This window comes from Actinoplanes sp. NPDC021490 (assembly GCF_055562135.1).
On sequence record NZ_JBVHFW010000011.1, the window covers coordinates 106,280 to 126,749 of the forward strand.

The following is a 20,470-nucleotide window of genomic DNA, read 5'->3' on the forward strand; positions in this document are numbered from 1 at the left end:
GAGACCGGCAGCTCAGGCTGTTGTAACGGCAACGAGCGCCCCGATCAGCAGGGCCGGGCCGAACGGCAGCGGGCGTCCGCGCCGGGCCAGCAGCATGACGAGGGCGACCGGTCCGACGATCAGGTGCGGCACGATCAGGCCGACCAGCACCGCGGGCCAACCGGCGAAGCCGAGCATGGTGGCGATCACGGCGGCCAGCTTCACGTCGCCCAGGCCCAGGCCGCGACCGGGCAGCAGAGCCACCATCAGGTACGCCGTGAGCACCACTCCCCCGGCCAGCAGCGCCGGGCCGATCCGCTGGGGATGCAACCCGGCCAGGGGCAGCACCGTGAGCGCCGCGAACACGGCGACGATCCGGTCGGGCAGGCGCAGACAGCGCAGGTCGATCAACGCCAGCAGCAGCCCCGGGACGGCGGCCAGCAGATAGAAGGGCAGCATCGGAGCCGGGCCGAGCGCCGCGGCCAGCAGCGCGCACACCGCCGCGCCGGAGAGCAGCCTCATCGCGTACGGGAAGAGGGAAGGACGACGGGGCAACAGGGCGGCCGTGGATCCGCCGAAAACGGCTGCGAAAACTACGATTGGTACGGACACGGATCGGCACCGTAGTGGCCGTACGGGCGTTGTACGGGTCGTGTTGTTGACACCAGCGGCGATTCCGTCCGGGTTTGTGTCGGCCCCGCACGCTACGGTGACAGCAGCGCAGCCCGCTTCCGGAGGAATCCTGATGTCGCAGAACGGCCCGTATTCCGGCCCGCCGTGGTCGCACGGGAACTCCGACGAGCCGTATGCGGAACCCGCCGACCCGTGGGGTGACCACGGCGCGGCCGTTCCGGAACAGCAGTCCTGGGGTGGCCATCCACCGTCGATCCCGCAGCAGCCGGTGAGTTTCCACTCGGCGCCCATCAGCGCGCCGGCGAACCCGCCGATGAATGTGCCGATGAATCCGGTGAGCGGCGGCAGCCCCTCGTGGGAACGCACCCCGCCCCCGGCCCCGTCGAAGCGCAACACCCCGATCATCGCCCTGGTCGTGACGCTCGGCGTGCTCATCGTGATCGGTCTCGGCACGACGGCCTGGCTGCTCAACCAGCGCGCCGACAAGCAGAACCAGCAGGCCTCGCCGACGGCCTCGGCCACCGAGCACGTCGCCGGCCCGGCCCCGCAGGGCAGCGAGGACGCCCGCTTCTATGTGAAGAAGGGCGACTGCGTCGTCAACGAGGGCACCGACGAGGAGCCCAACATGCGGGCCACGGCCTGCACGACGGGCACGTACGAGGTGCTCGCGCGCTTCACCGGCAAGACCACCGGGGAGCGGGACGCCGAGCGCAAGTGCGGCAAGGTCGGCGGCTACACGAAGTGGTTCTTCTTCGACAGCGCGCTCGACGATCTCGACTTCGTGCTCTGCCTCAAGGAGCACAAGTCCACCAGCTAGGCCCCTCTAGCGCTCTCTACCTTGAAAGCTAGATAGCGTTAGAAGCTCCTCGAGGTTTTGCTAGCGCACTCTAGCTATTTCGCTAGACGACCCGATACGGTGCTATCCGTGGATCCGGTGAGGAACCCGTACGCACCCGGCGCCGGCCAGCGCCCACCCGAGCTGGCCGGTCGTGACCGTGAGCTCGACGCGTTCGACGTGGTGCTCGAGCGGATCGCGCGGGGCCGCCCGGAACGCAGCCTGGTGCTCACCGGCCTGCGCGGCGTCGGCAAGACCGTGCTGCTCAACACGCTGCGCTCGGCGGCGATCGGCCGGCTGTGGGGCACCGGCAAGATCGAGGCCCGGCCCGATCAGTCGCTGCGCCGCCCGGTCTCGGCCGCGCTGCACATGGCGATCCGTGAGCTCGCCCCCCACCACCGCGACCCCGATCGGGTCGACGACGTGCTCGCCGTGCTCAAGGCGTTCGCGCTGCGGGCCAACGACAGCTCGTCCAAGCTGCGCGACCGCTGGGCGCCGGGCATCGACGTGCCGCCCGCCCGGGGCCGGGCCGACTCCGGCGACATCGAGATCGACCTGGTCGAGCTGTTCACCGACGCCGCCTCGCTGGCCACCGACGTGGGCACGGGCATCGCGCTGTTCATCGACGAGATGCAGGATCTGGGCCCGGCCGACGTCTCCGCGCTGTGCGCCGCCTGTCACGAGCTGTCCCAGCTGGGCGCCCCGCTGATCGTGGTGGGGGCCGGGCTGCCCCACCTTCCGGCCGTGCTGTCGGCGGCGAAGTCGTATTCCGAGCGCCTCTTCCGCTACCAGCGCATCGACCGGCTCGACCGGGTGGCGGCCGACTTGGCCCTCTGCGCCCCGGCCGCCCGCGAGGAGGTCGAATACGAGGCCAAGGCGCTCGACCTGCTCTACGAGAAGTCGGGCGGCTATCCGTATTTCGTGCAGGCGTACGGGAAGGCAACCTGGGACCACGCGCCGCAGTCGCCGGTGACCGATGCCGACGTACGGGTGGCTGCTCCCGAGGCCGAGGCCGAGCTGGCGGTCGGCTTCTTCGGCTCGCGTTTCGAGCGGGCCACCCCGGCCGAACGCGAATACATGCGCGCGATGGCCGCCCTCTCGGGTGATCCCGGCAACGACATGGACGCGGCCGTGCCCACGTCCGAGATCGCCACCGCGCTCGGCCGCAAGCCCGCGAGCCTCTCCCCGGCGCGTGACGCGCTGATCAAGAAGGGCCTGATCTACTCGGGCGAACGGGGCACGGTCGCGTTCACTGTGCCGCATTTCGGCCGTTACCTGCGCACCCAGCCGGTGTGAAGCCCGCCAGACGGGTATAACCAGATCCATGAAGCCCGTACGCACGGCCGCCCGCGCGATGCTCGCGTCGATCTTCGTCATCCAGGGCGTTCAGTCGTTCCTCAAGCCCGATGCCAAGGCCGACACCGCCGCCGGCGTGACCGAGAAGTTGAAGCCGCTCCTCGAGAAGGCTGACCCGCGCATCCCCACCGACGCCGCCACGCTTGTGCGCATCAAGGGCGCGAGCGACGTGATCGCCGGACTGGCCCTGGCCACCGGCCACTTCACCCGTCCCGCGGCGGCCGTGCTGGCCGCCGGACTGGTGCCGACGACGGTCGCCGGCCATCCGGTCTGGGATCGTTCGCGACCGGACGCCAAGATGCAGGAGATCCAGTTCCTCAAGAACCTGGGTCTGCTCGGCGGCCTGCTGCTGGCCGCGGTGGACACCGAGGGACGCCCGGGCCTGGGCTACCGGGCCAGCACCGCGGCCGATCGCTCGCAGCGTTCGATCAAGCGGTCGCAGCGGTCGGTGAAGCGGGCGGTCCGCACGGCCAAGCGCGAAGCCAAGATTGCGGCGATGAGCGCGGCGGCAGCGCGTAAGTTGCCCGGCTAACAACCTCCTCGCGATCTCTGCGTTAAGCGGACGAGGGGTCGCCATTCGCTCGGCCCCGCCATGACGCCGTAACCGGCTTCGTGGCCGGCATGGCGCCGCCGTGCCCGGGTGACGAGAGCGACGGGGGTCGCGCCATGCCGGCGATGGAACGCGTGCGGACAAGGTCCGTGGTTGGGCTCGGGTGCTTGGCCGCACTCTGGGCGGTCGGGTTCTTCCTTCGGGCGTACGGGGTCCCGGACCTCGCCGTGGATCACGCGGCGTTGCGGGGCTGGCTCGCCGGGGGCGACCTGTACGCGTACGGCACCGGCCGCCCGCCCGTCACCGCGGTCCTGATGTCCCCGGCCGCCGTCCTGCCGTTGACGGTCGTGGCCTGGCTGCTGGCGCTGGTCGGCCTGGCCGCCCTGGTGCTGGCCCTCGTGGCGCTGGCCGGTCCGGTAGCCCGTCGCTACGGCCGACCCCGGTTCGCGGCTGTGCTGGCGGCGGGGGCGCTCGCCCTGCTGACCGAGCCGGTGCGGGCCGTGCTCGGCCTGGGCCACCTCGACCTGCTGCTGCTGTGCCTGATCACCGCCGATGTGGTGGCCCTGCGCCGCTCGGCCTGGGCCCGCCGCCGGGCTGCCTGGTGGCCGGGACCGCCCGCCTCCCGGACGCCGGGCGGACGCCTCGGTCCGGTGCGCCGCGTCTGGTCGACGGGATCGTGGGCCGGCGTGGGAATCGGCGTCGCGACCGCGCTCGCCCTGGGCCCGGCGCTGTTCATCGTCTATCTGACCGCGACCCGGCAGTGGCGGGCCGCGGTCAACGCCACCGGCACGGCCGCCGCGCTGATGCTGGGTGGCCTGCTGGTCGCGCCCGGCGCCACCGGGGCGTGGTTCTCCACCGTCCTGTTCCAGGTCGACCGGTCGGGGCCGGTCGGCGACCCGGCCAACCAGTCGCTGGCCGGGCTGCTCGCCCGCCTCTACGACTCGTCGAGCACGCCCGTGCTGGTGTGGCTGTCGTTCGCCGTGCTGCTGCTCGCGGTCGGCCTGATCCGGGCACGGGCCGCGCACGCCGACGGCGACGAGATCGCGGCGTTCACGCTGGTCGGGCTGACCGGTGCGGCCGCCGCCCCGGTGACCACGAGCCACAAGCTGGTGTGGGTGCTGCCGGCCGTGCTGATCCTGGTGGACGCGGCGGCCCGGTCGCGGATCGGCGCGCACCGGCCGGGGCCGCCCGGCCGGCTCGCCGGTCTGGGGTACGGATCGGCCGCGCTCGCGACGTATCTGCTCTTCGCGCTTCCTCAGCAGTGGATGACGGGCTGGAACGCGTACGCCTTCGCGGTCATCGTGCTGATGAACGCGCTGCCCTGGCGGCCGGGGGTGGCGCCGGCGACCCCGCCCGTACGCCGACCGGCCGGTCCACCCCGGGTGCCCGCCATTCCCGGGCCTAGGGGCAGTTGACCCACTCGTCGCTGCCGTCGGCGAAGACCTGGCGTTTCCAGATCGGCAGCCGGGCCTTGGCCTCGTCGACCAGCCGGGCACAAGCTGTGAAGGCCGCCGCCCGGTGGGCCGTGCTCACCGCGGCGACCAGCGCGACGTCGCCGATGGCCAGCGTGCCCACGCGGTGCGAGACGGCGACCGCGTAGACGTCGGGGTCGGCCGCGATCTCGGCCGCGACCTCGCGCAGCACGGCGGCCGCGGTGGGGTGGCCCTCGTATTCGAGCAGGGTCACGCCGCGCCCGTTGTCGTGGTCACGCACGACGCCCTGGAACGACACGACGGCGCCGGCCCGGACGTCGGCCACCGCCTTCTCGTGAGCGGCCAGGTCGAGCGGGGTGTCGAGCACTTCGGCAATGGCGATCATGGGCGCTCTCCGGTGACCAGCGGCAGCGGAAGGAAGGGAACCAGGTCACCGGCGGCGGCCTCGGCGCCCGGGCGGACGACGGCGAAGCCGTGCGCGTTCGACAGGCCGCGCAGCATCGCCGAGCCGACGTGGCCGACCGGGGTGGCCGACCGTCCATCGTGGCCGAGCCGGGCCAGCGCCAGATGCGTGTCGCCGCCCCGGCCCCGCACCGCCTCGGTCACCTCGACCGTGGGCAGCACCGGGGCCGGCCGGCCCTGCAGCCCGGCCAGCAGCGGCGCGACCAGCGTGATCAGCGCGATGACGGCGGACTGCGGGTTGCCGGGCAGACCGGCCAGGAAGCGCGGGCGGCCGTCGTGACCGGGCACGCGCGCCAGCAGCATCGGGAAGCCGGGACGGACCGCGACGGTGTTGACGATGTATTCGGCGCCGAGTTCGGTCAGCGTCGGGTGCAGATGGTCGACCGGGCCGTGCATGGTGCCCCCGGTCGTGCACACGAGATCGGCCTTCGAGAGACCGTCCCGTACGGCGGTGAGGTGTGCCTCGAGCGTGTCCTGCACCGGGCCGGCGATCGCCGACGGGTCGACGACGGCACCGTAGCGCCGCAGCCAGCCCGGCACCTGGGGGCCGAGCGAGTCACGGACGCGCCCGGCGCCGGGGGCGCCGCCGGTGAGCAGCTCGTCGCCGAAGACGAGCAGGCCGGCGCGGGGCCGCGCGTACACGTTGAGCGACTCGTAACCGCAGGTGGCGGCGATGCCGATCACGGCCGGGTCGATCGCCGTGCCGACCGGCAGCAGCACCTCGTCCTTGTGCGCCTCTTCGCCGGGCATCCGCCACTCCGGGACGTACCCGTTTCTGGGCTCACCGCTGACCCGGCCGTCACCGTCGCGATTGGACGCCTCGACGCGGACGAGAGCCTCGGCCCCGGCCGGCACCATCGCGCCGGTGGCGATCTCGAAGCAGGTGCCGTCCTCGGTCAGGGGCGGCGCGACCTGACCGGCCAGCACCCGGCCCACCGGACGCCAGGGCTTCGGGCCCCGTACGGCCCAGCCGTCGATGCTCGAGGTCGGGAACGCGGGCAGGTCGGTCAGCGCGCGCAGCGGCTCGGCCAGCGTGCGGCCGTCGGCGTCGGGCAGCGCGACCGGCTCGACCTCCCCGGCCGCGGCCCGGCCGGCCGCATAGGCCAGCTTGCGGGCCTCTTCCCAGTCGACGGTCACGGGACGAGCCTAACCAGTCGCGCCGGACGAGGGATGATCACCGCCGCGGATCTGATCGACGGTGTGCCGCAGCAGTGGGCCGAGCACGGCCAGGCCGTCCTTCGCACCGCCGGTCGAGCCGGGCAGGTTGACGATCAGCGTGCGCCCGGCCACCCCGGCCAGGCCGCGGGAAAGCGCGGCCGCGGGCACCTTGTCGCGGCTGTACGCCCGGATCGCCTCGGCGATGCCCGGGATCTCGAAGTCGAGCAGGCCGCGGGTCGCCTCGGGGGTGCGGTCGGTCGGGGTGACGCCGGTGCCGCCGCTGGTCAGCACGACGTCGACGGCGTCGGCGACCGCCTGGCGCAGGGCCTCGGCCACCGGTTCGCCGTCCGGCACGACGACCGGGTCGCCGACCGTGCACCCGAGCTCGCGCAGGCCGTCGACCAGACGCGGCCCGCTCGTGTCGGCGTAGACCCCGGCGGCCGCCCGGTTGCTGGCCACGATGACGCGCGCGATGAGGCTCACGGGCGGTCCTCCGGGCGTACCCACTCGCCGGTCTTGCCGCCTTCCTTGCGGAGCACCCGGACCGACTCGATGCTCGCGGCCGGGTCGACCGCCTTGATCATGTCGATCATCGCGAGGCCGGCGGTGGCCACCGCGGTGAGCGCCTCCATCTCGACGCCGGTGCGGTCGGCCGTCCGGGTGGTGGCGGTGATCTCGACCGTGGTCGCGGTCAGCTCGAGGTCGACCACGACGCCGTGCAGGCCGATCGGGTGACACAGCGGGATGAGATCCGGGGTTCGTTTCGCGCCCATGATGCCCGCGAGACGGGCCACCGCGATCGCGTCGCCCTTCGGAAGGTCATCTCCGCGTAGCAGAACGATTACTTCGGGTGTCGTCACCACGCGGCCGGCGGCCACGGCGCGTCGGGCCGTCACCGCCTTGGCCGAGACGTCGACCATGCGCGCGGCGCCGGTCTCGTCGACATGAGTCAGGGATTCGTCGGGCATACCGGGAGTTTATAGAAGGTTCACCGGGAAACTCGTTCGCGTAATTGTGGTTCGACCCTCACGATTTTCCGCACTCGCTATATGGCGATCTATACGCAGGTCAGCGACCATATACGGGGGCTGGGACAACGAATAACCAGTGACGGGTATTGACATTCCGGAGCGTTAGTCAAACAGCACGTTCAGCGATGCGGACACTGCGGCCAAAACGACTATTCAAGTAGCTCAGAGTTTTGCTGCCGAGACTGCCCGTAATCGAATCTCCTTCGGTTATCGCTTTCTGCGCAATGGGACACAAATCCCCACCAACCCTGCCCTTCTTCGCATATGGTTCTCCTCGTCGCGACGCACTTCGAACCACGAGGAACCGGGGCTCCCCGAATTCCCCCAACCGCGAGGAGAAGAACCCATGAGCGCGAACGACTGGCAGTGAGACGGTGCGCGAAGCCGCGCGCTTGCCTAGGCTTGAGCCCGGATCTGTGTCCGATGTGCTCGGCGACTGGACGACTCCATTGCGAAAGACCCATAGCTCCAACGACGACGCGACCGGTCGGCAGCTGCTGCTGCTCATCGGTCTCGTCGTCGTTCTGGCGATGGGGGTCGCAGCCACAGACGTCTGGCATGCCATGGCCGACCCGCAACCCATCCCCCACCTGGGGTTACTGGCCCTGATCGTGGCCGGCTCCGCGGTGGCCAACCGGGTCAAGGTCTACGTCCGCATCCGGTCCAGCCTCAACGGCACCACCTGGGGCGAGGTCCCGGTGCTGATGGGACTGGTCTTCCTGCCGGACGCCTGGGTCGTGCTGTGCGCCGCGACCGGCATCGCCATCGTCAAGATCATGACCCGGGCCGCTCCGCACCGCACGGTGTTCTCGGTCGCCAAGGAAGTGCTGACGGCCAGCACGGCCGGCTTCGTGCTCACGGTCAGCGGCCTGGACGCCTCGCCCAACTCGTTCGCCACCACCGTCGTCCCGGTCACGCTGGCCTACCTGGCCATGTCCTTTGTCGACGACCTGGTGTTCATGCCGGTCATCGCGATCGCCTCGCACACGACGATCACCCAGGTCGCCCGCAAGGACCTCGACGGCAAGCTGATCGCCCACGCTTTCCGGCTGGTGGTGATCGTCTACGTCATCGAGGTGCTCGCATCCGGGTCGAGTCCGCTCCTGCTGGGCTTCGTGCCGCTGCTCATCGCCTGTCTGCATTTGTGGCACTCGCGGCAGTTGCGGACAAAAGAGGAAAGGCGCTCCTGGCGGGAATTGGCCAAAACCACCGAAGAGCTCAGCTCGGTCGAACTGACCCAGGTGCTGCACGTCGCGGCGACCCAGGGCGCGCGCGTCTTCTCGTCGGACGTCGTCGAGATCGACCTGACCGCGAGCGGCATCGACCGGGTGGTCCGGGCGCACGGCAGCGAGGTGGTCTACGACGGGCCGGGGCCGCGCAAGTTCGCGGGCATCAGCGAGATCACCTCCGAGCTGGAGACCAGCGACCGCAGCTACCAGGCCGGCGAGCTGGTGCTGGGCTTCCACGGCCGGGTCAAGCTCAACGAGTTCGAGCACTACAAGCTGAAGACGTTCGCGGCCGCGCTCTGCACGGCGATCCGCAACGCCACGGCGTACGCGGAACTGCAGAGACTGAACGAGCAGAACGCGTACGACGCGGCGCACGACCCGCTGACCGGCCTGGCCAACCGCCGCGAGCTGTACGAGCACGCGGGCGTGCACTTCCAGGGCAGCACCGAGGAAGGCGTAGTCGCGCTGCTCCTGATCGACCTCAACCACTTCAAAGAGGTCAACGACACGCTCGGGCACGCGGCCGGTGACGCGGTGCTGCGCGAGGTGGCCCGGCGGCTGGCCGACGCGGCGGCGCCCGGCGACCTGGTGGCCCGTCTCGGCGGCGACGAGTTCGCGGTGCTGCTGGTCAACCTGCCGACGCCCGCGCTCGCGACCCACCGGGCCAAGACGATGCTGGCCACCCTCGAGCAGAGCGTCGCCGTCGAAGGCATGCAGATCACCGTCGAGGCGGCCGGCGGCATCGCCCTGGCCGCGGGCAGCGGCGGCGTCAACGAGCTGATGCGACGGGCCGACGTCGCGATGTACCAGGCCAAACGCGCGGGCCAGCAGACGGCCACCTACGTGCACGCGCAGGACACAGCCGACATCGGCCGGCTCGCCCTCGGCGGCGAACTGCACCGGGCGGTCGCCGAGCACGAGTTCGTGGTCGACTTCCAGCCGATCGTCGACCTCGGCAGTGGCGAGGTGGTCTCGGCCGAGGCGCTGGCCCGCTGGCACCACCCCGAACACGGCTATCTCACACCGATGGAGTTCCTGCAGACGGTGGAGCGCTCCGGCCGGCTGCAGGCGTTCGCCGACGCCGTGCTCGACCAGGCGCTCGAGGCGTCCGACCTGTGGCGTGAGGCCGGCTTCGACCTGCCCGTCGCGGTCAACGTGTCACCCCGCAGCCTGCTCGACCCGCGCTTCCCCGAGGCGGTGCTGACCCGCCTGGGCCGCCACGCCGTCCCGGCCGACCGGCTGATCTTCGAGCTGGCCGAGACGCTGACGCTGAGCCAGCTCGACGTGGTCGGCAAGGCGCTGGCCGAGCTGTCCGAGGCGGGCGTACGCCTGGCCCTGGACGACTTCGGCACGGGCGTGACCCCGCTGTCGGTGCTGTCCCACATCCCGGTCCACCAGCTGAAGGTCGACCGCGAGTTCATCGGCGCCGTGCAGACGTCCTCCGAGGCCGCGGCGGTGATCCGCTCGACGGTCGACCTGGCCCGCAGCCTGCACCTGACCGTCATCGCCGAAGGCGTGGAGAGCGAGCCGCAGAGGCACGCGCTGTGGAGTCTGGGCTGCCTGGCCGGGCAGGGCCACCTGTTCGCCCGGCCGATGTCGGCGGTCCGCCTGCTGGCCACACTGCAACGCGGCACGGCCGGTCGTCCCGGCGTGCTGGCCGCCTCCCTGCACGACGGCGGCGCGGTGGTCCGCATGTCGCGGCGCCGGTCCGGCGGTTCCGGGCGATCGGCTCTGCCACACTTGCCCGCGTGACAGATTCTGGCCGGACGGCGAGCAAATCCGCAGTTGAGGGGCCCGCCGCCACCCCCGGCACAAGCGACAGCCGGGCAGATTCCGCCGCCGAGGACCCTTCCCCCCGTACGCCCAACGGCCGCGCCACGCCCGATCACCCCAAAGAGGACAGTGCCGCTGAGTCTCCGGCCGATCCCGCTCCTGGGGACGACAAGGCCGCTCCCCATGCCGACGAGGCCGCCGTCACCAGTACCGAATCCGACGTAACCGCCGACACCAGCGACGCTGAGCCGGACAACACCGTGGCTGAGGCGGACAGCACCGTGGCTGAGGTGGACAGCACCGAGGCCGGCCTGGATGACTCGGCTCAGAGCAAGTCCGAGGATGGCGCCGGGGAGGAGCCGTCGGCTGACTCCACGTCCGCGGAGGACGAGCCAGCAGTAGAAGAGCCGTCCGCGGATGCAGAGCAGACCGCAACCGCCTCGGAACCGGCCGATTCGGCGGCCGAGGCGGCCTCGGCCCCGGCCCCGGCGCCGGCCCCGACCGCCGCGCCGCAACCCGAGGTCGCCGCGAAGAAACCTCGCAAGACCGCGCCCAAGACGGCCACCGGCGAGCCCGTTGCCAAGACACGGGCCGGACGACTTCTGGCCCGGATCGATCAGGCCGCGGGCGGCTACGCGGCCGACCTGGCCCTCTACGGCTCCTCCGCGATCTTCGCCCTGGCCACCGCCCTGACCTCCACTCTTCTCCCGCACCGCGCCTGGGGATCGATTGCCGCCTGGGCCTACGCCGACGCGTTCCTGCTGGTCCTGCTGCAGTTCCTCGGCTATCGGCTCGTCCGTTACCGCCCCGAAGCCAACACCCGCCTCTGGCGCCTCCTCCGGCTCCTTGTCGGCAACGGCGCCCGCACCGCCCTGACCTGGATCACCTGGGCCGGCGCCGCGCTGCTGCCGCTGGTCGTCCAGTCGGTGCAGCGGGCCGACGGCCGCACCGACCGGGCCCAGGAGGAGGTCATGGTCGTCGAGCGCATGGGCGAACGCCTTGTGAACGACGGCACCCCGTACCTGTCGCGCGACGCCATCGCCGCGCTGCCCACCGATGAGCGCCTGGCCGGTTACAGCCCCTACCAGCCCGGCATGTCGATCTTCGGTCTTCCGCGGGCCCTGGCCGGCGACGCCTGGTGGACCGACGCCCGCATCTGGTTCGCCCTGTTCACCGGGCTCGTACTGGTCACCGCCATGCTGCTCCTGCGCCCCCGCCCCACACCGGAGCCCCGGCCGGAGGCGTTCGTGTGGCGTTCGTTCGCCACCGTCCGCGCGCTGCAGGCCGCGACGATCCTGCCGGTCTGCGCTCTCACGCTGGCCACCGGCGGCGACGACATCCCCGTACTGGCGCTCTGTCTCCTGGCTCTCACGTTCGCCGCCCGGGGTCGTTACGGCTGGGCCGGTCTGGCCGTAGGGGCCGCCGCGGCCTGCAAACTCTTCGCACTCCCGGTGGTGGCGGTGCTGGCCGTCCTGGCCCTGGCCGTGGCCCGCGGCGGCAAACTTCTGCCCGGCGCTCTCGGCCTGCCGATCCTGGTGCTGATCCCGCCGTTCCAAGTCGACCAGGACGCGTTCCTCGAAAACGTGATCCGCTTCCCGCTGGGCCACGGCCTGGTCACCAGCCCCGCGCAGTCCCCGTTCCCCGGCTACCTGATCGCCCAGAATGTGCCCGGCGGCCGCGTCATCGCACTGGGGCTGCTGCTGGCGGTCGCGGCCCTGATCACCGTACGCATGATCTGGTCGCCCCCACGCACAGCGAGCACCGCCGCCTCCATCTGCGGCTGGGGTCTGCTGGCCGCAATTCTGCTGATGCCGACGACCCGCTTCGGTTACCTGCTGTACCCGATCGCGTTCCTGGTCTGGGCGGCCGCTCTTCGCCCGGCACTCAGGAACCACACAGCCACAAGTGGCCCGTTGGATGACACAGCCTTGTACCGTCTGTGAGATGCAGATGACCTGTCCGAAGTGTCACGGCCAGATGCGGGTGTACGAGCGCAGCGGCGTCACTGTCGACCAGTGCACCGAGTGCCGGGGGATCTTCCTCGACCGCGGTGAGCTGGAGAAACTGTTCGAGGCCGAGTCGACCTTCAACACTCGCCAGGCCCCGCCGGCTCCCGGCGCCCCGCCTCGTCCCGCCGCCGGCCCGCAGCCGGGTTACGGTCAGCCGGGTTACGGTCAGCCGCAGCCCGGTGGCTACGCCCCGCCGCCTCCGCCGCCCGCGCCGGGTTACGGCCAGCCCACCCACGGCTATCCGCCGGCTCCCGTTCCGGGTCACGCCCCCGCGGCGTACGGGCATCACGGCCACTACCGGCAGCACGGCCACCACGGCCACTACAACCGCCGCAAGAGCTTCCTGCACAACCTGTTCGACTGACACAGGGCGGCAGCGTTGCCCGTCGGCTCCCGTGGGAGCCGGCGGGCACAGCCCTGTTCACCAACTGCCGTCGTCGCGCACCCTCCGGGCCGGACCGTCGCCGGTGAGCAGCCCGGTCAGCGCCTCGTCGAGGGTGCTGCCGACGAACCATTCGCCCGCCTGGTCGAGCACGAACACCCGGCCGAGCTCGTCGATCGCCACCACCGCGTCACCGCCCTCGATACCGATCGGAAACAGCGGCACCCCGATGACCTCGGCGAACTCCATCAGCGCGACGGCCGAGTAGGCCCCCGGCACGGGGTCGAGCCGCAGCAACCGGATCGCCCGCCGCAGCCCCGGCCCTCGGCGCGCGCAGCGCACGCCCGGGAAGTCCGCGATGGCAGCCCGCGCCGCCTCGAACGGCGCCAGTCGTCCGCCCGACGCTTCCACAGCCCGCGCGACGGCATCGTCCCCGTTCGTGGGCCCGATCCATCCGCCTCCGGCCAGCGTGCGCGCCACCTCGTGCGGGAAACGCCCGGTCACCGGGATGCGATCGGAGCCGTGCCGCCATTCCGAGGCGAACGCCAGCTCCGACCACGGCAGCACGGCTAGATCCACGAGGACGCCGATGCAGGTCTCGCACGGCCGGTGCTTCTGACCGGCCACGGGGTCACCCTGGTCGCGTACGAGAAAGGCAGCGAAAGCCGCCCCGGTCAGCTCGGCCCTCGCGTCGTCGAGCGTGATCTCGCGCCCACGGGCGCGGGACGCCTCGTGGAGCGCGTCGGACAGGGCGATCAGCTCGGCGTGCCGGTCGATGCCGCGCGCCTGAGCCTCGGCGCCGAGCATGTCGAGCCGGTCGATCACCAGCGGGTGATGGTTGATGCGCTGGTCACCCTTCGCGCCCTGGGCCCGGAACAGCCGGTCACCGACCGTGAGGTGCGTGACCGTCGTCGGGGCGGGTCGCCGGCGCGTCAGCCGCAGCAGCGAGACCACCGGGTCGACCGTCCCGGGCGGGGTCGGACGGCGTTCGCGATAGATGGCGGCGATCTCTTCGGGCGGCACGCTGGGCCACGTCGACAGCACGCCCGTCTCCCGGTCGATCACCGTCCGTGCGCCGTCACCCGGCACGGAGAGCACGGTGGACGGCTGCCGCGTCCAGATCACGTACCCGAGGTCGAACTCGGCCAGCATCGGCTCGCACCCGTATCCGCGCTGCTCGGACTCGTTGCTGGCCCAGCGTGCGGCGACCGCCTCGGCATCCTCCCGCGTGATCATTTTGTCCGCTCCCTCCGGAGAACTGAACCCGATCGCCTGACCCGACGTTCGCAGATTGAAGTTAACCGAACACGCAAAGTCTCGGTACGGACGAGGGGTGTGGCCCGGTGGCGACAACGGCGAATCGCGAGGCGAATCGGGAACTGCGGGACCGGCTGGCGGAGGTGCACGAACGGTATACGCGGCTGCGGTCCGATCTGGACGATCTTCAAAGGCGCCTGAACGCGGTTCGCATCACCGTTGTTTCGCCGGACGGACTGGTACGTGTGACGGTCGGCCCGCGGGGTGAGTTGATCGATTTGCGGCTGATCCGCCGCGCCACCCGGAACATGGACAACGAATACGTTTCCCGGACGATCGTCGCGACCGTCCACAGTGCTTCCCAGCAGGCCGCGGAACGGGTTCAGACTTTGATGGGCGACTATCTCCCCTCCCATTCCGGTGCTCTTCGGTATCTCCAGGACCACGACTTCGGTTCCTTGCTGGGGCGCTCCGACGAGATCGTCCAGGATCTGGCCGGCCGCGATGACAAGTAACCGGCTGCGGCTCGACGCCGACGAGGCTCTCGCGGGTTCGCGCGCCCTGAGCGCGGTCGGCGAGGATCTCGGCGCGCACCGCAATCGGGCCGGCGCCGAGATCGCCGCGGCCAGTTCCGCGACGCCGTGGGGCCGCGACGAGTACGGCCGATCGTTCGAGACGCACTACCGGCCGTTCGAGGAGCAGGTGCTCGAGGCGTGGCAGCGGCTCGCCGCGTACGTGTCGGGTCTGGGCGAGGCCGCCGCGCAGTCCGTGCACGACAACGTCGGGGCCGACGCGGACGCGGCGAGGCGGTTCCGATCATGAGCGTGCTGCCCAGCCCCGTGCCCCATCCGCTCGAGTTCAGCCCGTTCGACGTGCCGGGCTGGGCGTACGAGGCCCTCGAATGGGTTGTCGGTTTCGACTGGCCGGCCGGCAACGAGGTCGCCACCTGGGACGTCGCCGACCGCTGGTTCTCGCTGACCTCGACGCTGGCCGCGCCCAACGAGGCCGCGATGGCCGCCGCGAACCGATTCCTGGCCGGCTACGGCGGCGAGGGTGTCACGGCCGAGGGCTTCGAGGACGCGTGGCACCTGGTCGCCGGCGACGAGAACGCCCCGCTCCATGATCTTCTGCGAGTCTCGGGCGAGCTCGGCAACCTGGTCGAGGGCTGCGGCGCCGACATCGAGGCGGCCAAGCTCGAGGCCTGGATCGAGATCGGCATCTTCCTCGTCGAGCTCGTCGGCATGGCCGTCACGGTCACGCTCACGCTGGGCGCCGCGTCACCCGCCGCCGGCGGCCTGATCGTCGCCACCCGACTGGCCATCCAGCAGATCTTCAAGCGGCTGGCCGAGCAGCTCGGCAAGAAGGCGCTCAAGCAGACCGCCGGCCGCACGGTCAAACAACTTTCCACCCGCGAGGGCCTGCGCCGTTTCGGCCGCGAGGGGCTCCGGGAGGGCTTCGACGAGGCGCGGGAGGAGTTCGCCACCAACGGCGGCATCCAGCTCTACCAGCAGTCGACCGGCCGCTCGGACGGCTTCGATGTGGACAATCTCGGACGTTCCGCCTTGGCCGGTTTCGCCGGTGGCGCGGGCGCCTCGGCCGCACACGTCGGTTCACACGGTCACGGCGGCATCGCCCGCGGGGCCGGTGGCGAGGTTCTGGCCGAGTTCAGCGCGGCCGCCACGTTCGGCCAATTGCCCGATGCCGCAGGCCTGGCAAAATCCGCCACTTCGGGCGCTGCCGGCTCGGCCATGCACGGAATACAAACCCCGATCGAAATCGGTCAGATTGACTCGTCCTTTGGTTCTCTCAACTCTTTCGGCTCTTCTGGCGAAATTCCCAACCTCAGCGGAGGTACGCAGGCCGGCCCCGAGCTGACGAGCGGTGTGCCCCAAACCAGCGCGAACCCGCTTGCCGGGCCGCCTCCCACAACCGCAGCCGAAGCCCCATCGCTCTCCTCCCCCGTGGCGGCCCCCGCTCCCGACGCCGCGGCGCCCGCCGTCCCCGATTCCGCCCAGCCCTCTTCTTCCCCCGTCCCAGCGACGCCGTCCCCCGACGCACAGCCGTCACCCCCGCAGCCGTCCTCCCCGGCCCCCGACCCGTCCTCTGCGCCGTCCCCCTCTTCCCCTGCGCCGCCCCCCTCTTCTCCTACGCCTTCCACCTCGTCCGCGCCGTCCCCCTCCTTCTCCCCGTCATCCCCCTCCTTCTCCCCGCCGTCCCCTTCGCTGCCGGACAACTCGAACGTCCTGGCCTCCGCCGCGACCCTCGGTTTCGCCGACCCCACCACCACCGCCGCCGCGCCACCCCCTACGTCGCCGCCGCTCTCCACCCCCGCCGCGACCCCCACGTCGGCCCCGTTCTTCGCCCCCACCCCGTCGCTTTACGCAAGGCAGCACCGCAACAACGCCCCCGGTTCCCCCACTCCCCAGCGCGCCCCCCTCTCCGACCTGGACCGCATCGCCCACGCCCTCGGCCCGCGCGCGACCATCCCCCGCCGGCGCACCCCCCGGCCGATCGACACGAGCCTCCCCCGCTCGCTGCCCACCACCCCCGCACGCTCCGCCCCGCCGGCCCCCGAGATCCGCGACGAGCAGGCCTATTTCGGCTACGTCGAGCACGCCCGCCAGACCCACGAACGCAACCGCCGCGAGGAGTACGCCGCCTACCTGGATTCGATCGCCGAGGACAACCGCACCAAGATCCTCGACCTGGGCCGCCGAGCCGACGAGGCCGAACGCTCCGGCGCCACCTTGCGCGCCCGCGAGCACCGCCGTCACGCGTCCGAGCTGAGCGAGATCGTCACCGAACTGGACGACCAGGCCCTGCGGGTCCGCTCCGGCGATCTGGCCCCCGACCGGGTCGAGGTCGACCCGCCCGACTGGGCCCGCATCAACCGCGACGTCGGCAACCTGGCCTACGGCGGCGTCCGCACCGGCGACGGCTCGGCCCTGGACGGTTTCGCCGGCCGTCCACCCATCGACCGCACCCGCCACTACAACGTCAACGGCGGCCTGCGCCCCCCGCTGGCCGTCCACCAGGTCGACCTGGAGAACGCCGTCCCGCGCGACGAACGCGGCCGCGTCTCCCGCCTGCCCGACCCCCGTACGGGAAGCTGGTTCCGCCTGGCCAACGACGGCGGACCCGCCGCCGACCCGACCCGCGGCCTGAACTGCGTGGACGGCGTCCTGTCCCTGTTCGACACCTACATCCACGGCCGCCCCCGCGTGGCCGCCCCCCGAACCTTCGACGTCTACGCCAACGGCAACCCCGACCGCCCCCTCGGCGGCGAGACAAACGGCATCCAGCGAATCCGCCTGGCCACCGGCGGCGATTTCCAGAGCCTGTGCCCGTACGTAGCCGAAGCCGACCCCACCCAGGCGAAACCCGCCATCGACAGCGCCGTGCAAAACCTGACCAACCACCTGCTGAACACCGGCCATGGCGCGTTCGCCTTCATAGTCACCGACTTGGAGGGCGGCGGCTCCCACTCGTGGGCAGCCCTCAACCAGCACGGCACGGTCCTCTACGTAGACCCACAGATCGGCCGCATCTCCGAGCACACCCCCATGTACCGCCACCACGGCGTCCCCGCCCCCATAAACGTGGTCTCGGTAGAGGCCCTGGTAGTAAACGCCAACGCCGTCCCCACCCCCCTCCCCCACCACGGCCCCGGCAACTGGTCCACCACCCCACCGACAGGAGCTGATTCGTCAGCGAGTCAGCCGGCCTTCGAGTCGTTGCCTCCTGAAGAGCAGTCCGTAATAGCCGCGTCCATATCGGAGTCCCAGCTGGTGGCGACCAGGGTCTCGGAGGACCTGCACTCGGTACTCCGTGCGGTTGATCAGAGTCAGGCACGGGTCGTGGACGAAGAACACCGGGTGAAGTCGGCCGAGAGCTTGAGCCAGAAGTTCTTGGAGGCCTTCGAAACAGAGAACGTCAGCTTGGAGAGATTCGTCGGACAGGTGAAGGATCGCGTCCGGTTCTCTGTCGAGACACCCTTGGCTGACTACGGGACAACCGTGACCCAGGTGCTCGCAGGACTGCGCGATCTTGGATACCGGACGATATCGGCGGCGAATTTCTGGGCGGATCATGGTCGACACAACGGCTTGAACGTCTGGCTGACAACTCCGGAAGGTTTCCGGATGGAGATCCAGTTTCCGACACCGCTCTCACGCGCGGTGGGACGGCTGACTCATAGGAGCTACGAGGACGTCCGTCGGGGCAGCAACCCCGCGTACAAGCGCGTCAACGCCTTCCTCGAGATCCTCGCTCTCAACAAGCGACACGACGTCTACTCTCACCGACCACCGGACATTGGCATGATCGGCGAGGTCAAGGCCAAGGTGACCACGCTGGCCGCCTGGCTCAGATCAGAGCCGGCCACCCTCGCCCAATACAAAAAGGACCTGAGCCGCCGAGGCCTATCATTCGAAAATGACCTTCAGCGGCACCGACTCGAACTGAGTGACGTGCCCGGCACCGAGGAGATGGGCCTGATCCCATGACCGAAGGCTTCGCCTACAAGGTGATCCTCAAGAGCGACGACCGCTCGACGATCACCAGTCTGGTCGCCTACCAACCCGGCGACCAGAGCCTTCGCGCGGTGCTCTGGAGTGTGCCGCGGCGCCAATGGATCTACGCCCCGAACATCGCTGCTCCGATCCTCTACGACGACCAGCAGCAAGACCGTGGACGCCCAGTCGACCGAGAGACAGCCGAAAGGGTCTCCCGGGAGGAGTTGGGCACCGAACTACCCAGTGAAGATGCCCTGCTGGACATCTCCATCGAGGGCGAGCGCAACGGCTGGAGTTACGGACCTCCTCGTTAGACGATGGCCATGTCTACGAAGCGGGACAAATGCAGCTGCGCGGCCACGGTGATGGTGTCGGTGGGGCCGTTTCGGTGCTTGGCCACGATGAAGTCGGCCTCGCCCGCCCGCGGGCTTTCCTTGTCGTAGTAGTCGTCTCGGTGCAACAGGATGACGACGTCGGCGTCCTGTTCGATCGAGCCGGATTCTCGCAGGTCGGACAGCTGGGGGCGCTTGTCGGTGCGCTGCTCGGGGCCACGGTTCAGCTGCGAGACGCCGATCACGGGGCACTCGATCTCCTTGGCCAGCAGCTTGAGGCCACGGGACAGTTCGGAGACCTCTTGCTGGCGGCTCTCGGTGCGCTTCGGGGACGACATCAGCTGGAGGTAGTCGATCACCAGGAGCTTGAGGTTGTTGCGCTGTTTGAGCCGGCGGGCCTTGGCCCGGATCTCCATGAGGTTCATGTTCGGGGTGTCGTCGACGAAGATCGGGGCCTCGCTGATCTCGCCCATACGGCGGGCCAGCTTGCTCCAGTCGTCGTCGGTGAGCTGGCCGGAGCGCAGCACATGCAGGGGGACGCGAGCCTCGGCCGAGAGCAGTCGCATGACCATCTCGATCTTGCTCATTTCCAGAGAGAAGATCGCGCTGGCGCAGTTGTGCCGGATGGCCGCGTTGCGGGCGAAGTCCATGCTGGCGGTCGACTTGCCGAGACCGGGGCGGCCCGCCACGATGATCAGCTGGCCGGGGTGCAGGCCGTTGAGCAGCCGGTCGAGGTCGGAGAAGCCGGTCGGCACACCGCTCATCACGCCGCCGGACGCGCCCACCGCCTCGATCTCGTCGAGGGTGGGCTGCAGCATGTCGCCCAGGGCGGCGTAATCCTCGCTCACCCTCTTCTCGGTGACGTCGTAGATCGCCTGCTGGGCCAGGTCGACGATGTCATCGACGTCACGGCCGCCGTTGCCGTTCGCGCCGTAGCCGAGCTGGACGATCCTGGTGCCCGCCTCGACGACACGGCGCAGGATGGCCCGCTCGCCGACGATGCGGGCGTAGTAGGCAGCGTTGGCCGCGGTGGGCACGCTCTCGATCAGGGTGTGCAGATACGGCACGCCCCCGATGCGTTGCAGATCACCCGAATCGGCCAGCGCGGCCGCGACCGTCAGGGCATCGGCCGGCTCGCCCCGCCCGTACAGGTCGAGAATGACGTCGAAGATCGTGGCATGGACGGGACGGTAGAAGTCGGGCGTCTTGAGGATCTCGACAACGTCGGCGATCGCATCCTTGGACAGCAGCATGCCGCCGAGGACGCCCTGCTCGGCCGCGACATCCTGCGGCGGGGATTTGTCGAAGGCACCGCCCGAAGAACCACCGCCGCCCGGCCCACCGCCACCGGGCCCGCCCCCAGACCCACCGGCCGGCTTGGCCGCCGGCCGTGTTTCGTCGGCGATCGACACCCGGACCTCCTCAGTTCGCCGTGCGCGCACCCCAGATCAAACAGCCCGGGTATGACACTTTCGGCTGACTCCCCGCCTTGATCGGGAAAATCTCGCGATCAAGCTCCGCGCGTGCGGCCGACCCA

The 20,470-nt window shown here is 70.6% G+C and carries 18 protein-coding genes; 11 read left to right on the forward strand and 7 right to left on the reverse strand.

The genetic code is table 11. The annotated features are described in order from the left end of the window. Positions 1 to 12: 12 nt before the first annotated feature. Positions 13 to 591, reverse strand: coding sequence for a prepilin peptidase (locus ACZ3I4_RS27195; RefSeq protein ID WP_465384851.1), 579 nt, complete (start codon positions 589 to 591; stop codon positions 13 to 15). A 133-nt stretch (positions 592 to 724) separates the two neighbouring features. Here ACZ3I4_RS27195 and ACZ3I4_RS27200 point away from each other — a divergent pair, with 133 nt between their 5' ends. The 4 genes from ACZ3I4_RS27200 (at position 725) to ACZ3I4_RS27215 (ending at position 4,768) form a co-directional block, all read left to right on the forward strand. Beyond that, the gene (locus tag ACZ3I4_RS27200) at positions 725 to 1,429 is read left to right on the forward strand and encodes an LppU/SCO3897 family protein (protein WP_465384852.1); all 705 of its coding nucleotides are present in this window, start codon (positions 725 to 727) and stop codon (positions 1,427 to 1,429) included. A gap of 108 nt (positions 1,430 to 1,537) precedes the next feature. Further along, positions 1,538 to 2,743, forward strand: a complete 1,206-nt coding sequence (locus tag ACZ3I4_RS27205; RefSeq protein ID WP_465384853.1) for an AAA family ATPase — start codon at positions 1,538 to 1,540, stop codon at positions 2,741 to 2,743. 28 nt (positions 2,744 to 2,771) lie between these two features. After that, entirely contained in the window at positions 2,772 to 3,335 is a 564-nt protein-coding gene (locus ACZ3I4_RS27210; protein ID WP_465384854.1) for a DoxX family membrane protein, read from the forward strand. A gap of 185 nt (positions 3,336 to 3,520) precedes the next feature. Next, positions 3,521 to 4,768, forward strand: coding sequence for a glycosyltransferase 87 family protein (locus tag ACZ3I4_RS27215; RefSeq protein WP_465384855.1), 1,248 nt, complete (start codon positions 3,521 to 3,523; stop codon positions 4,766 to 4,768). Here the strand turns inward: ACZ3I4_RS27215 and ACZ3I4_RS27220 are convergent. Genes ACZ3I4_RS27220 through moaC form a run of 4 tightly spaced genes read right to left on the reverse strand, consistent with a single transcriptional unit; the run spans position 4,755 to position 7,374 of the window. Further along, on the reverse strand, positions 4,755 to 5,171 hold the full coding sequence (locus ACZ3I4_RS27220) for a molybdenum cofactor biosynthesis protein MoaE (RefSeq protein ID WP_465384856.1): 417 nt from the start codon (positions 5,169 to 5,171) through the stop codon (positions 4,755 to 4,757). The genes ACZ3I4_RS27215 and ACZ3I4_RS27220 overlap by 14 nt on opposite strands. Further along, a complete protein-coding gene (locus ACZ3I4_RS27225) occupies positions 5,168 to 6,385 on the reverse strand; it encodes a molybdopterin molybdotransferase MoeA (protein ID WP_465384857.1) in 1,218 nt (405 codons plus the stop codon). Before ACZ3I4_RS27225 ends, ACZ3I4_RS27220 begins: the two co-directional genes overlap by 4 nt. Before the next feature lie 9 nt (positions 6,386 to 6,394). Further along, a complete protein-coding gene (locus ACZ3I4_RS27230; RefSeq protein WP_465384858.1) occupies positions 6,395 to 6,913 on the reverse strand; it encodes a MogA/MoaB family molybdenum cofactor biosynthesis protein in 519 nt (172 codons plus the stop codon). Beyond that, on the reverse strand, positions 6,886 to 7,374 hold the full coding sequence (gene moaC, locus ACZ3I4_RS27235) for a cyclic pyranopterin monophosphate synthase MoaC (RefSeq protein WP_465384859.1): 489 nt from the start codon (positions 7,372 to 7,374) through the stop codon (positions 6,886 to 6,888). Before moaC ends, ACZ3I4_RS27230 begins: the two co-directional genes overlap by 28 nt. Positions 7,375 to 7,967: 593 nt before the next feature. Here moaC and ACZ3I4_RS27240 point away from each other — a divergent pair. The 3 genes from ACZ3I4_RS27240 (at position 7,968) to ACZ3I4_RS27250 (ending at position 12,812) form a co-directional block, all read left to right on the forward strand. Further along, a complete protein-coding gene (locus ACZ3I4_RS27240) occupies positions 7,968 to 10,418 on the forward strand; it encodes a putative bifunctional diguanylate cyclase/phosphodiesterase (RefSeq protein ID WP_465385053.1) in 2,451 nt (816 codons plus the stop codon). Positions 10,419 to 11,041: 623 nt separating this feature from the next. After that, a complete protein-coding gene (locus tag ACZ3I4_RS27245; protein ID WP_465385054.1) occupies positions 11,042 to 12,382 on the forward strand; it encodes a glycosyltransferase 87 family protein in 1,341 nt (446 codons plus the stop codon). 1 nt (position 12,383) lies between these two features. Next, positions 12,384 to 12,812 (forward strand): TFIIB-type zinc ribbon-containing protein, encoded by a 429-nt coding sequence (locus ACZ3I4_RS27250; RefSeq protein ID WP_465384860.1) that lies wholly within the window; start codon positions 12,384 to 12,386, stop codon positions 12,810 to 12,812. A gap of 57 nt (positions 12,813 to 12,869) precedes the next feature. On the opposite strand, the gene ACZ3I4_RS27255 is transcribed toward ACZ3I4_RS27250, so the two are convergent. Beyond that, a complete protein-coding gene (locus ACZ3I4_RS27255) occupies positions 12,870 to 14,066 on the reverse strand; it encodes an SUKH-3 domain-containing protein (protein ID WP_465384861.1) in 1,197 nt (398 codons plus the stop codon). 107 nt (positions 14,067 to 14,173) lie between these two features. Between ACZ3I4_RS27255 and ACZ3I4_RS27260 the strand changes: the two genes are divergently transcribed. Genes ACZ3I4_RS27260 through ACZ3I4_RS27275 form a run of 4 tightly spaced genes read left to right on the forward strand, consistent with a single transcriptional unit; the run spans position 14,174 to position 18,915 of the window. Then, positions 14,174 to 14,602: a YbaB/EbfC family nucleoid-associated protein gene (locus ACZ3I4_RS27260; protein ID WP_465384862.1), complete on the forward strand. Its 429-nt coding sequence runs from the start codon at positions 14,174 to 14,176 to the stop codon at positions 14,600 to 14,602. Further along, the gene (locus tag ACZ3I4_RS27265; RefSeq protein ID WP_465384863.1) at positions 14,592 to 14,909 is read left to right on the forward strand and encodes a hypothetical protein; all 318 of its coding nucleotides are present in this window, start codon (positions 14,592 to 14,594) and stop codon (positions 14,907 to 14,909) included. The genes ACZ3I4_RS27260 and ACZ3I4_RS27265 overlap by 11 nt, the downstream gene beginning before the upstream one ends. Beyond that, a complete protein-coding gene (locus ACZ3I4_RS27270; protein WP_465384864.1) occupies positions 14,906 to 18,592 on the forward strand; it encodes a toxin glutamine deamidase domain-containing protein in 3,687 nt (1,228 codons plus the stop codon). Before ACZ3I4_RS27265 ends, ACZ3I4_RS27270 begins: the two co-directional genes overlap by 4 nt. Further along, complete coding sequence (locus ACZ3I4_RS27275) at positions 18,589 to 18,915, forward strand: hypothetical protein (RefSeq protein WP_465384865.1); 327 nt, start codon at positions 18,589 to 18,591, stop codon at positions 18,913 to 18,915. Before ACZ3I4_RS27270 ends, ACZ3I4_RS27275 begins: the two co-directional genes overlap by 4 nt. On the opposite strand, the gene dnaB is transcribed toward ACZ3I4_RS27275, so the two are convergent. Next, entirely contained in the window at positions 18,912 to 20,345 is a 1,434-nt protein-coding gene (gene dnaB, locus ACZ3I4_RS27280) for a replicative DNA helicase (protein ID WP_465384866.1), read from the reverse strand. The two genes, ACZ3I4_RS27275 and dnaB, sit on opposite strands and share 4 nt — an antisense overlap. Positions 20,346 to 20,470 lie beyond the last annotated feature (125 nt).